Annotated in this window: 12 protein-coding genes and 1 other annotated feature; of the genes, 9 read left to right on the top strand and 3 right to left on the bottom strand. The window is 38.0% G+C overall.

Annotated features, from left to right (window positions below; all coding sequences use genetic code 11):
* Positions 1-102: 102 nt before the first annotated feature.
* Both AC2TFD_RS24585 and AC2TFD_RS24580 read left to right on the top strand, forming a co-directional pair.
* Positions 103-825 (top strand): DsbA family protein, encoded by a 723-nt coding sequence (locus tag AC2TFD_RS24585; protein ID WP_335568593.1) that lies wholly within the window; start codon positions 103-105, stop codon positions 823-825.
* Positions 818-1228 (top strand): disulfide oxidoreductase, encoded by a 411-nt coding sequence (locus AC2TFD_RS24580; protein ID WP_335511618.1) that lies wholly within the window; start codon positions 818-820, stop codon positions 1226-1228. The genes AC2TFD_RS24585 and AC2TFD_RS24580 overlap by 8 nt, the downstream gene beginning before the upstream one ends.
* Positions 1229-1257: 29 nt before the next feature.
* Here AC2TFD_RS24580 and AC2TFD_RS24575 read toward each other — a convergent pair whose 3' ends face one another.
* On the bottom strand, positions 1258-1704 hold the full coding sequence (locus AC2TFD_RS24575) for a Dps family protein (RefSeq protein ID WP_335511620.1): 447 nt from the start codon (positions 1702-1704) through the stop codon (positions 1258-1260).
* 351 nt (positions 1705-2055) lie between these two features.
* Here AC2TFD_RS24575 and AC2TFD_RS24570 point away from each other — a divergent pair, with 351 nt between their 5' ends.
* Together AC2TFD_RS24570 and AC2TFD_RS24565 are read left to right on the top strand one after the other, a co-directional pair.
* Positions 2056-2655 (top strand): cell wall hydrolase, encoded by a 600-nt coding sequence (locus AC2TFD_RS24570; RefSeq protein ID WP_484674122.1) that lies wholly within the window; start codon positions 2056-2058, stop codon positions 2653-2655.
* 109 nt (positions 2656-2764) lie between these two features.
* On the top strand, positions 2765-3904 hold the full coding sequence (locus AC2TFD_RS24565) for an HAD family hydrolase (protein WP_484674121.1): 1140 nt from the start codon (positions 2765-2767) through the stop codon (positions 3902-3904).
* Positions 3905-4195: 291 nt separating this feature from the next.
* On the opposite strand, the gene serA is transcribed toward AC2TFD_RS24565, so the two are convergent.
* Positions 4196-5830, bottom strand: a complete 1635-nt coding sequence (serA, locus tag AC2TFD_RS24560; protein WP_484674120.1) for a phosphoglycerate dehydrogenase — start codon at positions 5828-5830, stop codon at positions 4196-4198.
* Between the two features lie 202 nt (positions 5831-6032).
* Positions 6033-6244: a binding site (T-box leader), on the bottom strand.
* A 284-nt stretch (positions 6245-6528) separates the two neighbouring features.
* Between serA and AC2TFD_RS24555 the strand changes: the two genes are divergently transcribed.
* Positions 6529-7824, top strand: a complete 1296-nt coding sequence (locus AC2TFD_RS24555; protein WP_484674119.1) for a homoserine dehydrogenase — start codon at positions 6529-6531, stop codon at positions 7822-7824.
* Between the two features lie 55 nt (positions 7825-7879).
* Positions 7880-8797 (top strand): homoserine kinase, encoded by a 918-nt coding sequence (gene thrB, locus AC2TFD_RS24550; RefSeq protein ID WP_335568597.1) that lies wholly within the window; start codon positions 7880-7882, stop codon positions 8795-8797.
* Between the two features lie 34 nt (positions 8798-8831).
* Here thrB and AC2TFD_RS24545 read toward each other — a convergent pair whose 3' ends face one another.
* A complete protein-coding gene (locus AC2TFD_RS24545; protein ID WP_335511632.1) occupies positions 8832-8975 on the bottom strand; it encodes a hypothetical protein in 144 nt (47 codons plus the stop codon).
* Between the two features lie 150 nt (positions 8976-9125).
* Between AC2TFD_RS24545 and AC2TFD_RS24540 the strand changes: the two genes are divergently transcribed.
* From AC2TFD_RS24540 to AC2TFD_RS24530, 3 genes are all read left to right on the top strand, one after another.
* On the top strand, positions 9126-9875 hold the full coding sequence (locus tag AC2TFD_RS24540; RefSeq protein ID WP_335511634.1) for an SDR family NAD(P)-dependent oxidoreductase: 750 nt from the start codon (positions 9126-9128) through the stop codon (positions 9873-9875).
* Between the two features lie 91 nt (positions 9876-9966).
* Positions 9967-13197, top strand: coding sequence for a winged helix-turn-helix domain-containing protein (locus AC2TFD_RS24535; protein WP_335568598.1), 3231 nt, complete (start codon positions 9967-9969; stop codon positions 13195-13197).
* Positions 13198-13386: 189 nt separating this feature from the next.
* Positions 13387-14571, top strand: a complete 1185-nt coding sequence (locus AC2TFD_RS24530) for a substrate-binding domain-containing protein (RefSeq protein WP_335568610.1) — start codon at positions 13387-13389, stop codon at positions 14569-14571.
* Positions 14572-14611 lie beyond the last annotated feature (40 nt).

Raw genomic sequence — 14611 nt, 5'->3', positions numbered from 1 at the left:
TATTTTAACCTTTGCATGGTACTTCAGTCTAATAACTGGAATTTTTGTGAAACCCGCTATATAGTTAGTACCATAAACATCAATTTAATAAGGAGTCGAATAATGGCAAAAAAGAAAAAGAACTCTAAAAAAGGGACGAAACAATCATCATCTTCATCAAAGTTTGTTTTTTGGATTATCGGGCTGATTGCAATTAGTATAATTGGCTTTATCTTTTTAGCGAATAATCAAAAGTCTGATAATACTGCTAAAGAAGAGATTGATTATGCCAATCAGCCTTTTTTAGGGGAAAAATCGGCGCCGGTTTCCATTGTTGAGTTTGGAGATTATAAATGCCCAAATTGTAAAAACTTTGCCGACAATGTTGTACCGCTGATTGTAAAAGATTTTGTTGATACAGGGAAAGCTAAATTTTATTATTTTCATTATCCTTTTATTAATGTTGACTCGGAACGAACGGCGAAATTTTCAGAAGCGGTTTATCATGAATTAGGAAATGATAAATTTTGGGAGTTCCATGAACTTATTTACGATAAGCAGCCAGAAGATACACGCTATGAAAAAGTGGACCTATTTACTGAGGATTTCCTAACAGAGACACTGCAAGAAATTGCCAGTGAGGCAGAAGTTAAAAAGGTAACTGCCTATTTTGATACGAAGGATCCGGAGGAAGCGTGGAAAAGTGATGAAGCTCTTGGAGGAAAATTAGGAGTTCAAGGAACTCCAACGATTTTCGTAAATGGAAAGCGTTTTGATGGAACAACGATGGAAGATTTAAATAAGTTGGTAGAGGAAGCTGCAAAGGAGCAGAAGGGGAATGAATAAACCATTACTGCTTGCTTGGGTGGCAGCCCTTATTGCCACCATAGGCAGTTTGTATTTCAGTGAAGTTCTTCATTACATTCCTTGTACCTTATGTTGGTATCAGCGAATCTTTATGTATCCATTGGCGATTATACTTGGAATTGCCTTTTACAGAAACGATAATGAAATTGTGAAATACACCTTACCATTGTCAATCATCGGAATGCTCATTTCAGGTTATCATACGGCACTTCAAAAGATTCCTTATTTACAGCAATTTGAAATGTGTAAAAGTGGAGTACCATGCTCGAAAGATTATATTAACTGGCTTGGTTTTATCACCATTCCAATTTTGGCATTTACCGCCTTTACGATTATTACCATCTGTTTATTAATCATTACTCGCAAAAAAGAGACTAATTAAATAGTCTCTTTTTTCGTAACAATTAAGAATTAAATTGATTTTCCAAGAAATGCTGTCAACATCCACACATGTTTTTCTAGGCCGGAATGAATCGCTAGGAGCATGTCACCCGTTGTTTCATCGCCCTTTTCTCCGGCTAAGCTCATACCTTCTTTCAGTTCTCCAATAATAATCGAAAAATCATTAATTATGGTTTGAACCATTTCATCAGCAGTTTCGCTTCCTTGTGCTTCTTTAACAGATGAAATTTCAAGATACTCTTTCATCGTTGCAACTGGATTTCCCCCGATTGCTAGTAATCGTTCTGCCAATTCATCTACATGAAGACCAGCTTCGTTATAGAACTCCTCAAATTTAGCATGCAGGGTAAAAAATTGACTCCCTTTTACATACCAGTGATAGTTATGTAACTTGATATACAATACAGACCAATTGGCAATTTGTTTGTTAAGTACGTTGACTAACTGATTTTCCATATTAAAACCCTCCAATATTTTGTCCTCTATTATATTATTACCAAACATTTAGATGGAATCCGCACTCTTTTTGAAGGATATTTTGTCAATTCCGTGAAGTCTCTTAATTGTTACAATGGGATTTTATGAAATATGCCTGAAATGAAATGTAATAAATTCACCTGAATTACCCATAAGTGGAATTCTATGGGATTTTAAATTTAATGGTTTATTATTCCAATTAATAGATAGATGCTTTCATAGCAGGAGCTGATTGGCCGGTTTTAGCAATGGTTTTTTTTGGTTAATGAATAAGAATGTTACAACTGATAGCCTTAGTAGTAGAGAAACAACAACGAGGAGGAATAAAACATGAAAAAACTAAAGAAACTTGTAATTGCAACCGGGTTAATCTTATCAATGTCAGCATTTACGGGTGTAACAAAGTCGGAAGCAGCTGGCAGTCATAAAGTACAATCCGGTGAAACATATTGGAAAATTGCTACAAAGTACGGTGTTCCTGTTAATAGTTTAATGAAGGCAAACAATGCGAAAAGTTCACTATTATATGCTGGATCTAATCTAGTAATCCCAAATGCTACTATTTCTGCTGCAGATAAAGAGCTTATGGCACGTCTTGTCCGTGCAGAGGCAGTTGGTGAACCTTATGCAGGGAAGGTAGCAGTTGCAACAGTCATTTTGAACAGGGTTGCAAGTCCGGATTTTCCTAACTCTGTAAGAGAAGTAATTTATCAGATTTCTAACGGACATTACGCATTCACGCCTGTACAAAATGGTCAAATTAATCAACCTGCAGATGCAGCGTCAAAACAGGCTGTTAACGAAGCACTTGCTTTTCAAGGACAAGGAAATGGTTCTTTATTCTTCTACAACCCTAGTACTGCTGTAAGCCAGTGGATCTTTTCTCGTGAAACAACAGTAACTATTGGAAATCATCGTTTTGCAAAGTAAACAGAAGCAAAGCTAGTCATTATTATGGCTGGCTTTTTTGTATTTTATTTTATTGTGCACTGTGTTACGATAACGAAATAAAGCGGACTGGGAAATGAGGGTTGTTTAAATGATTAAAACAATATTATTTGATGTAGATGGGGTCTTGTTAAGTGAAGAGCATTATTTCGATGCATCTGCATTAACCGTTTGGGAACTATTAATCAGCGATAATTATTTGGGATTGGCACCTGAGAAATTCAAGACGGATTATAATGCCGCAGAGATTAAGTCAATTCGAGAAAATGTATTCGGAAAAAATGATGAGGTCCTTAAGCTGATGAAGTCAAGGGGACTGAATGCCAATTGGGATATGATTTATTTATCCTTCGGGCACCAATTAATCCATCTTTTATCTCAGATCAAGGAAATCGAGAATAGCAGAATCAACAGTTGGCTGCAGGAACCCATTACGAGAGAAGTGCTGCTTGAAATGGGCAGAGTACTACATAATTATTCAGTCAACATGGATTTCAATCTGTTTGTAACTGAATTTGAACGTTCAAAGGAAACAAAACAAGAATTGTTCATCTATCTAAACGAACTCGCAGAAGAAAAGCTTGGGGCTAAAACCTCTATTTTTAGTGGGATTGGAGCACTATGGTCTGTATGTGAACATTCTAGTCAGGAATGGTACGTGGGCGATGAAAATGTTCAGAAATCTACAGGCAGACCATCTGTGCAGCTAGGAAAGAAAGGCTTTTTAGCAAATGAGACCACATTAGCAGCTAAAGAAGAAATTGCAGCTCTTTTTTCTTTTTTGAAAGAATCTGGGGTGAGGATTGGTATAGGGACGGGGAGACCTGAGCTTGAAACCATTCAGCCATTTCATCATTTGGACTGGTTAAAACACTTTGATAGCAATCATATTGTAACTGCTGACGATGTCCTTAGAGCTGAAAATGAGTTAAACGAAAGGGTGTCATTATCAAAGCCAAACCCTTTTACATACATTATGGGCCTTAAAGGCAGGGAAACTTCAGTTGAGACCTGTTTAAATACACCATTGCCGATTGAAAATGGGGAAGAGGTACTTGTTGTTGGTGACTCTTTGGCCGACTTGTTAGCTGCGAGAAAAATGAGATGCCAATTTGCTGCAGTGTTAACAGGATTATCTGGAAAAGATGCGAGAAGTGACTTTGAAAAGCACGGAGCAGATTATATTCTCGATAATGTACTTGATGTCAGAGGGATTATTGAGAATAAGTAGAGGGATTGCGGCTGCAATCCCTCTTTTTCTGGGTGTCTATATGTGTTTCTTGAAATATTGCCCATTTACTCACTAACCCTATCATAAATCATGGAATCTGATTCCCTCTAAAGAGATATTTCTGCCTTAGAGGTCATCAGATAGTGAATCTGATTCCCCCTAAAGAGATATTTCTGCCTTAAAGGTCATCAGGTAGTGAATCTGATGACCTCTGAAGCAATTTTTCAGCACTATTGGTCATCAGAAAAAAGACCAAATCATATCAGATTTGGTCATTCACATATTCTTTAGTTATTTCGTTTTCTCAAGCTCTAGTCTTCCTGGATAAAAGTGATCAACAATGGATAATTCTAATGATCGGGCTTCGTTTAATCCATCAATTTGTGTCAGGGCGTAAATAACCTCTGAAGTAATTTGCTTATCTAGTGTTAACATCATGATGGCTTCTCCGCCAACTGTTGTTCTGCCCACTTGCATGGTTCCGATATTGATCTGATAATCCCCGAGAAGGGATCCAACCTTACCAATCATACCAGGAACGTCCTGATGTTTGACAAGTAATAGATGGCTCTCTGGTCTTACATCAATCCGATACTCGTTGATCTTTACAATTCTTGCACCATAGCCATTTAATACTGTTGCACCAATTTTTGCGGTTTCATTGCCTTTTGTAATGGAAAGCTCCATATAATTGGCGAACCCTTTATTTGTTGCATTTTTTTGGACATTATAGGAAACTCCCTGCTCTTTTAAAAGATGGAGAGCATTAATTAAATTTACTGAATCACTTAAATGATGGGATAGAATTCCTTTAATCATCGTTCTTGTTAATAATTCTGTATCTTCTTCAATTAAATCCCCAAAGTAGTTGATTTCAATTTTTGAAGGAGCATGTTTTAATAATTGAACCACAAGCTGCCCCATTTGTTCACCCAGCAGTAGGTATGGCTGCATTTTTTGTTGTGTCTCTCCAGACATTTGCGGCATATTAACTGCATTCCGGATTGACTGTGTTTCAAGAATCTCAATAATTTCTTCACTAACCTCTTGTGCTACCTTTTCCTGTGCCTCTACAGTGGATGCTCCTAAATGCGGAGTTACAATAATATTTGGGTTATCCAATAATGCTTGGTCGGCAACTGGCTCTTTTTCAAATACATCGAGTGCAGCGCCTGCAACGTGACCTGCTTGAATCGCTCTTACCAACGCTTTTTCATCAATAATTCCGCCTCGAGCAACGTTGATAAATCTTACACCCTTTTTCGTTTTGCTTAAGTAGTCGTCGTTCACTAATCCTTTTGTGTCACTTGTAAGCGGTGTGTGAATGGTGATGAAATCCGACTCACGTGCAATTAAATCGAGACTTGCTTTTTTCATTCCAAGTTTCTCGGCTCTTTCCTCTGTTAAATATGGATCATATCCCAAGATAGTCATCCCGAAGCTTTTAGCACGTTTTGCAACTTCCGTCCCGATTTTCCCCATTCCAATGACACCGAGTGTTTTCTTGTACAATTCTACTCCCTTAAAGGAATTTCGATCCCATTCTCCGCCGACTGTTTTTTTGTGAGCTTGAGGAATCATTCTTGCCATTGAGAGCATCATCGCTAATGTATGTTCAGTAGCTGCGATCGTGTTGGCACCAGGAGCATTGATTACAATAATTCCTTTTCCAGTAGCAGCATTAACATCAATATTATCAACGCCAACTCCTGCTCGTGCGATTACCTTTAGCCGGTCCGCATACTCAAGCAGTTCCGCCGTCACTTTTGTTTGACTGCGTACGATTAAAGCCTCGTAATCTCCAATAATATTTTTTAGCTCTTCAAGCTTCAGTGTAGGCTGGCGCTCTACAATAAAATTAGGATGATCAAACAAGCTTTTTAAACCAGTGTCACTAATACCATCTGTTACAAGTACCTTAAACATTTTACTCCTCATCCTTTCATTTCTTAGTAAAATTATCATGCTATCCAGCTCCAGCGCCTAGGGGCTCGGGTCATAAGCCAATCCGTCATGAAGGTTAAAGAACAACCTTCACGCCGGCTCGTCTTATGCCTGTCGCCCCTGGACAAGGCGCTTCCGCTTTAAAATTAAAAAGCCCCTCATAACCAGACAGATTTGTCTGGTTATGAGGGACGTGATCTACGTGGTGCCACCCTCTTTTGCTGCAAAAATGTGCAGCCTCAGGTATGGTAACGGGATATCCCGGGCATTCCTACTAACTAAATTTCAGTCTGCCAGTTCAGAAGGGCTGGGTAAAAGTAAAAATTTGCACTGGTTCGCAGCAGCCACCAGCTCTCTGAAGCAATTTCTTACTACCGTCTTCATCATTACATTTATAGAATATTGTTTATAGAGTATAATAAGTTCAAATGGTTGGTCTGAATATAGTGAATATTCTACATGTTAACCTTTCGTGTTGTAAAGAGTTAAAATTAATAATTTTTTAAGTATTAGAATAAAAAAAAATATATAAATATCAGCCCGCTAATGGCGCGGCGGTAAGCGATTACATTGAATTTTTCAAAAAATTAGTCTATTGTAAATATATTAAGAGAATCATATAATGTCTACTATATAAATACAATTGTACGCATGTAGAAGACAGTTGCGGAGGGATAGATATGAAAGCAATCCAAATTGGCTTACTTGGTTTGGGAACAGTCGGCTCAGGTGTTGTAAAAATCATTGAAAATCACCAAGATAAATTAATGCACCAGGTGGGGTGTCCTGTCGTTATAAAGAAAATCCTGGTCCACGATGTATTGAAAACAAGATCAGTAGAAATTGATCCTGTTTTGTTAACATCATCCCCATCTGATATCCTAAATGATTCCGACATAGATGTTGTGATTGAAGTGATGGGCGGGGTTAAAGAAACAAAAGAATATTTGCTTAGTGCGCTCCGCAATGGAAAGCATGTTGTGACAGCGAACAAGGATTTAATGGCTCTTCACGGATCTGAATTATTAACTGTTGCCTCTGAGAATGGCTGTGACTTGTTCTATGAAGCAAGTGTTGCTGGCGGGATTCCCATCTTAAGAGGATTAGTCGATGGACTTGCCTCTGACCGAATTACCCAAATGATGGGAATCGTTAATGGTACGACTAATTATATTTTAACAAAAATGAGTCAAAACGGCTCAAGTTATGAAGATGCCCTAAAAGAGGCACAAGAACTCGGGTTTGCAGAGTCTGATCCTACATCAGACGTAGAGGGCTTAGATGCTGCCCGTAAAATGACCATTTTAGCGACGTTAGGTTTTTCAATGCATATAGAGCTTGATGATGTAAAAGTAAGTGGAATTTCTTCTGTGACAGATGAAGATATTCGATATGGAAAACAATTAGGTTATACAATGAAATTGTTAGGATATGCACACCGAGAAGGGGAAAAAGTAGAAGTAAGTGTCCAGCCTACCTTTTTATCCGATAACCATCCTTTAGCTTCTGTCCAAAATGAGTATAATGCGGTTTATGTCTATGGTGAAGCGGTTGGGGAAACAATGTTTTATGGACCAGGTGCAGGAAGCATGCCAACTGCTACTGCTGTAGTGTCCGACTTAGTAGGGGTAATGAAGAATTTACGGCTTGAGGTAAATGGACGCAGTGCAGTTACACCACAATATCCTAAACGTTTAAAAGATGATAACGAAAAGTACTCTAAATACTTCTTACGTATCCATGTACAGGATGAGGTTGGGGTGTTCGCAGAACTCACCTCTATCTTTGCAAAGTATGGCGTCAGCTTCGAAAAGATATTACAATTGCCAGTTAAGAAAAATGAAACATCAGAAATTGTCTTAGTTACACATCGTGCTTCGCTTACAAATTATGAAGGTATCCTTTATGAGTTAAATCATTTACCAGCAGTTAAAGAAATTAAGAGTGCATATAGAGTAGTGAGAAAATCGTTGTGAGATGGACCGGATTACTTAAAGCATATAAAGACCATATTAAGGGAGTTGTCCATCAATGATCGATAATGATGGAAAGTTTGTAATAAAAATACCTGCAAGTTCAGCAAATCTAGGTCCTGGATTTGATTCCATGGGAGTTGCACTTGATTTATATTTAGAACTAGAGGTAGAGAAGAGTGATGAGTGGAAATGTCTTTCATCTTCAGCAGACTTAAAAGATTTACCTCAAGATGAAAATCACTTCATTTGTCAAATTGCGATTCAAACTGCCGCGAAGTACGGCAAAGTGTTGACACCTTGTAAGATAAATGCAACCAGTAATATTCCTTTAGCACGAGGCCTGGGGTCTAGTGCTTCTGCGATAATTGCAGGTATTGAACTTGCTGATCATATCGGAGAATTAGCATTAACAAAAGAAGAAAAATTGCTGCTAGCCACTGAAATAGAGGGCCATCCTGATAATGTTGGGGCGTCTTTATATGGGGGTCTAGTCATTGGCAGTTATCAACAGGGTGAGGTTAATATCCTTTCCTTCACCAATAGTAAGTTTGAAGTGGTTGCTGTAATACCGCAAGAAAGTTTACTAACAAAGGATTCACGAGGTGTATTGCCAACGGATTTTTCCTATCCCGAAGCAATCCAAGCTTCTTCAACGGCCAACTTATTAGTAGCAGCCCTTCTTAGCCAAGAGTGGGAAATGGCTGGGAAAATGATGGAGCGAGATCTTTTCCACCAGCCATATCGGAAAAAACTAATCCCCTTCTACGAGTATATTGAAAATTTTGCCAAGGCCAGGGGCGCATTTGGTGTTGCCTTAAGTGGGGCAGGACCGACTGTATTATGCTTTTGTGAAAAAGGAAAAGGGAAAGCTCTTGAACATGAACTTGAAACTGCCTTTCCTGAAATGACCATTAAATTGCTAAACATTGATGATAGTGGCAGCACTGTCTACAACTTAAATACATGCAAATAAAAGTAGGGCCGAGTTTAAATCGGCCCTATTTTTGTTACCCCTTTACTCCTTGCAGCCATTCTTGATAACATTCATCACAAAGTGTTTCATCTCTTTCTGTGTTTGAGGAAAGAAAGGTAACATAGTGAAGTTGTTTTTCTTCAATGTCATTTACACAATAAAAGCATTTTTGCTGCACGTTAATCATCACCCTTTAATACAGATTCCACTTAGTTTTTCTTTAACAGTTGAATTCGTTACATAGTAAAAATCTCCACCTGAATAAAGGCGGAGTTAGGTCTATGGGTTAAACTATATATACATAACTCGAAACAGGGAGCTGATTTTTTTGACCTTTAAAAATAAAGTAGTGATTGTAACAGGGGCGGCAAATGGTATCGGTCGTGGAGTTGCTTTAGCTTATGCAGAAAAGGGTGCAAAGGTAGTGATTGCTGATGTGAAGGAGGAACCAGGCAGCCAGACAGTTTCTGAACTTAAACAACTTGGCGCAGATGTTCTTTTTGTAAAAACGGATGTAAGAAATGAAGTCGATATTATTAGCTTAATGAAAAGAGTTCAAAAAACATATGGCAGAATAGATATTATTATAAATAATGCTGGCAAAGGGCTATTTAAATCACTTTACGAGGTAACGTTAGAAGAATGGGATGATATCATACAAACCAATTTGAGAAGCGTTTTTCTTTGTTCTCGGGAAGCTGCAAAGTATATGCGTGAGAATGAAGAAGGGGGATCAATTGTAAATATGGCTTCAACCAGGGCAATCATGTCTGAGCCAAATTCAGAAGGTTATGCTGCAACAAAAGGCGGTATTGTTGCGCTAACACATGCGTTAGCAGCATCTCTTAGCGAGGATCACATTACGGTTAATGCGATATCACCTGGATGGATTCACACTGGAGACTATACTCAATTAACAGCCATTGACCATGAGCAGCATTTATCCAAACGTGTCGGAAAACCGGATGATATCGCCAGGGCATGCCTTTATTTAACGGCAAAGGAAAATGATTTTATTACGGGAATTAATCTGATTATAGACGGGGGAATGACTAAAAAGATGATTTACGAGGAGTAAAAATCAGTTTGAATGTCATTATCGCCAAATTGGACAATAATATGATAAAATAGTGTAAAAATTGGAAAAATTGAGAGAGGGGGGATAATAAATGAAGCTGCCAATTATTCAAACCAAGCTGCGGATTCCAGTTGTCAAAGATGAATTTATTAGACGTGCTAAGCTGACGCGAAAAATGAAGAAAATTCCAGAGTACCCATTGACCATTATTCATTCAGGAGCTGGATTTGGAAAAAGTACGGCACTGGCTTTATTTATGAGGGATGAAAAAATCTCTGGCTGCTGGTATTCCATCTCGTCCAATGATGACGACATCCTTCCATTCCTTTCCTATATTATTCATTCGATTAGAGGATTTGTTCCTGGCTTTGGACAGGAAATTGCTCAGTATATTGAAACTATGGACCGGTACATTCGGGAAGAGGATATAAGTTACTTGTGCTCGTTATTCATTAATGAAATTCTTGAAGTAAATTCAGATATCACATTAATTTTAGATGATTACCATCAAATCGAACATTCTTATACCATTAATAGCTGGGTTGAAAAATTACTTCAGCATATTCCTTTTAACCTGCATTTGGTTATCTCAAGCCGCAGCCGCCCGGGGTGGAAGCACCTAACGAAAATGAGGGTTAATGGACATTTATTAGAAATCTCAAGAGAAGATTTGGTCCTTACAATAGATGAAGTGGAATTGCTATTATCGGACCTATATGGGCTGGAAATAGAGCCTGAACATTTACAAACCATTTATCAATTAACTGAAGGCTGGATTATTGCACTTTGTATGATTGCCCAGCAAATTCCCCTAACTGGAAATTTATCAACATTGGTTGAGACCTCATACTCACTTCAAGATTTGTTTGACTACTTAGTAATGGAAGTCTTTTCAAAACAGCCTCCTATGATTCAACAGTTCTTGGAACAAACTTCAATTTTAGATGTCATTGAGGAAGAACTATGTGATGAAGTAATTGGAATACATGGAGCTTCCAACATGCTTGAACAATTGAAGGAAAGAAATTTGTTCATTCAAAAGATTGGGTTAAAACATTATCGCTATCACGCCCTTTTCAAAGAGTTTTTGGAAAACGCATTCTCAAAAAACAATCCTTATAACTATTCCTTATTGCATGAGAAGTGTGCACGCTTTTATGAAAGAAGATCGATGTGGGAAGAGGCACTCTATCACTATAAAAAAATTAATCAATTTCATGCAATAGCTTCTATCTTGCAAGACAACGGTATGAACATGCTCGAAGGCGGCAAACTTAAGAGCTTATCTGATTATTTAATGTTGATTCCTGTGTCTGAGTTAGATACGTATTACCTCCTTTGGTTTATAAAAGCAGAGGTCCATCGCTATCACTCTCAATATCAGGAAGCTGAAGCCTGTTATGAAAAGACGTTAATCGAGGCAAAGAAGCGAAATGATTTTCTCGGAATGAGTAAAGCATTGGAAGGGAAAGCGAAGATTTATTTAGATACCATCCAACCTCTTCAAGCTGAGAAATTATTATATGAAGCCATTGAAGCGAGAGAAAAGAGCATTGGTTCAGGGCAGGAAAAGGCCAAACTATACTATTTGCTGTCAGAAAATCTTTTGAATTCAGGAAAATCTTCAAAATCAGAAAAATGGCTGCAGAAGGCAAAAAAGTCTAATACAGAAGTATTGGAAGGAAATATTGAAGCAAGATTGTATTTGCGAACAGGTCGTTTTGAAGAAGCAAAAAAGTTTCTCTTCAGCCAAAAAGAAAAATTAGCAAGTAAAACTGGTTATGCCCTTCCAAAGGCACACAGAGAAACAGACTTATTATTGTCCTTAATAGACGCTTTTACGGGAGAGGGTTTACAGGCCAAGGAATTAGCACAAGCTGGAATTCAGCAGGGAATAAGTCTCAAAGCACCGTTTGTGGAGGCTTGTGGCTGGATTCGAATGGGTCATGCTGTTCAAATTCTCAATAAGTATGATTTAGATTTAGCTGAACAGTGCTACCATACGTCATTAGAAATTATGAGTACGCTTAATGTTGAAAGGGGAAAAGCCGAACCCTTAATGGGTCTTTGTATCCTTTATGGGACTCATGGAGACTATGAGCGGGCAATGGAAGTTGGTAAAAAGGCATTACAGGAGACTGAAAGGGTCCATGATGTTTGGCTTTCTGCTTTTATTCGTCTATGTATGGGGATTACCTGTATTTATAATGAAAGACTAGAAAAAGGACTATTCTACTTAGAAAAAACAGAGGCATTATTTTTACAATGTGAGGATACCTTTGGACAAATGGTAAGCAGGTTTTGGTTATCTTATATTTACTTTTTGGAGAAAAGAAAGGATTCATTTAAAGAGACTATGGATAAATTTTTATTTATGGTTCAGACATATGACTTCGAATTCTTTTTTCATAAAGTGTCATTATTTAGTCCGCGGGATTTACAAATGATCGTGCCATTATTAATCGATTGTGTAAAAGATAATATCCAAAAATCCTATTCTATTAAAATACTACAAGATATGAATATCGCAACATTGGAATCACACCCTGGCTATTCGATAAGGGTCCAAACATTGGGTCAATTTAAAATTTGGCTTGGAGAAAAAGAAGTTGGGGATAAGGATTGGCAAAGAGAGAAAGCAAAAGAATTGTTTCAATTATTTATAACCAATAGCGAGTTGATCGCAAAGGATGAAATTCTCCAAATCCTTTGGCCTAATCAAGATAAAAAAAGTGCAGACCGTGATTTCAAAGTTGCATTAAATAGTCTTCATCATGTACTGGAACCATTGCGTAAGGCGAGAGCAGCTCCCTTTTTCATTATTCGTGAAGGAATGTTCTATGGTTTAAATCCTCATGCTGTATTTGATTTAGACACTACCCGATTTCAATCCTGGATTCAAGGTGGTTTGAGCGAATCCTCCGATGAAAAAGTGATAAATCTTTTAGAAAAAGGTTTAAGGCTGTATATGGGAGACTATTTGCCGGAACGCCGTTATGATGATTGGTGTATTAGTAAACGCGAAAGCATGCTTGTGTATTTTTTAAGAGGGGCGGAAAAAATGGCTCAATTAATGGTCCGTCAAGAAAATTATAATCAAGCTATCTATTGGTGCGAAAAAATACTGCAGCGTGACCGGACTTGGGAAGAGGCCTATCGGTTATTAATGTATTGCTATTATCGAAAAAACAATCGGCCGCAGGCAATGAAATGGTTTCAAAAATGCAAGGTAGTTTTAGAAGAAGAGCTGGGAGTTTACCCGCTGGAACCAACAAAACAAATGTATGAATTAATCCTGGAATCTGAAGAGTATATAAATTAAATCGAGCAGCCTTAGGGCTGTTTTTTTTTGTCTAAATACAGTGTATATCGTTACTGCTTTTCCTTGTAACTTCTCTGTAACTCATTTTTTCTATTATGAATTCAACGCTATGCAAGTTTTTAATTTAAAGGGGGAAAAAAAGTGAAAGCATTTCGTGGAAAAGGGATTTTAGTTGGATTTCTTATTTTTATGATGATTTTTACAGCAGCATGCAGTTCAGACAAAACGGAAGGGGATACCAAGGATAGTGGGGAGAAGGCAGAGAGTAAAGAACCAATTAAAATTGGTGTTCTTGCCTCAACTACTGGTGCCCTAGAATCTTATGGTAAACAAACATTAAGAGGATTTGAATTAGGACTTGATTATGCAACGGAAGGAACAATGGAGGTTGCAGGCAGAAAGATTGAGTTTGTTGTCGAAGATACGGAAACGAAGCCAGAAGTAGCTGTTCAAAAGGCTACAAAGCTATTAGAAGAAGATAAAGTAGACTTTTTAGTAGGATCTTCAAGTTCAGCTGATACTTTAGCTGTCCTGCCGTTGGCTGAGGAATATCAAAAAATTATGATTGTTGAACCAGCCGCGGCTGATAGTATTACAGGATCTGAGTTTAATAAGTATATTTTCCGATCTGCACGTAATTCTTCCCAGGATGCTGTAGCTGGTGCAGCAGCAATTGCTGGTAAAGATGTAAAAATTGCCACGCTTGCCCCAGATTATTCATTTGGACGTGATGGCGTAGCCGCCTTTAAAGAAGCAGCGGTTAAACTCGGTGCTGATATTGTATTAGAAGAATATGCTGACCCGGCAGCGACTGACTTTACATCTAACATTCAAAAAATTATTGACGCAAAACCTGATTATTTATTTGTGGTATGGGCGGGGGCAAACTCTCCTTGGAAACAAATTTCTGATATGAAGGTTCAAGACAAAGGTATCAAAATATCAACAGGTGCCCCAGATATCGCAGCTTTAGCAACAATGGAGCCGCTTGTAGGCATGGAAGGATTTACGGTTTATTATCATGACCTTCCTAAAAATGAAATTAATGATTGGTTAGTAACGGAACATAAGAAGCGATTTAATGGCGATGTTCCTGATTTATTCACGCCAGGCGGTATGAGTGCAGCAATTTCCATAGTAGAAGCATTGAAGAAGACGGAAGGCGATGCCGATGGTGACAAATTAATCGAAACAATGGAAGGCATGAGCTTTGAGACACCAAAAGGCAAAATGACTTACCGTCCTGAAGACCACCAGGCTCTTCAATCCTTATATGCAATTAAGCTGGAAAAGAAAGATGGTGTACCATATCCAGTTCCAGTGTTAATCAGAGAACTGAAACCAGAAGAAACAGCACCTCCAGTTCGTAATTAAAAAAGTGCTTCTTTAAAAAATATGAGGGTTCGACCTGCTG

It is taken from the genome of Neobacillus sp. plas4, assembly GCF_057221695.1.
Note: the sequence above shows the minus strand (reverse complement) of the source record. Positions and strands in the feature narration are given on the sequence as shown.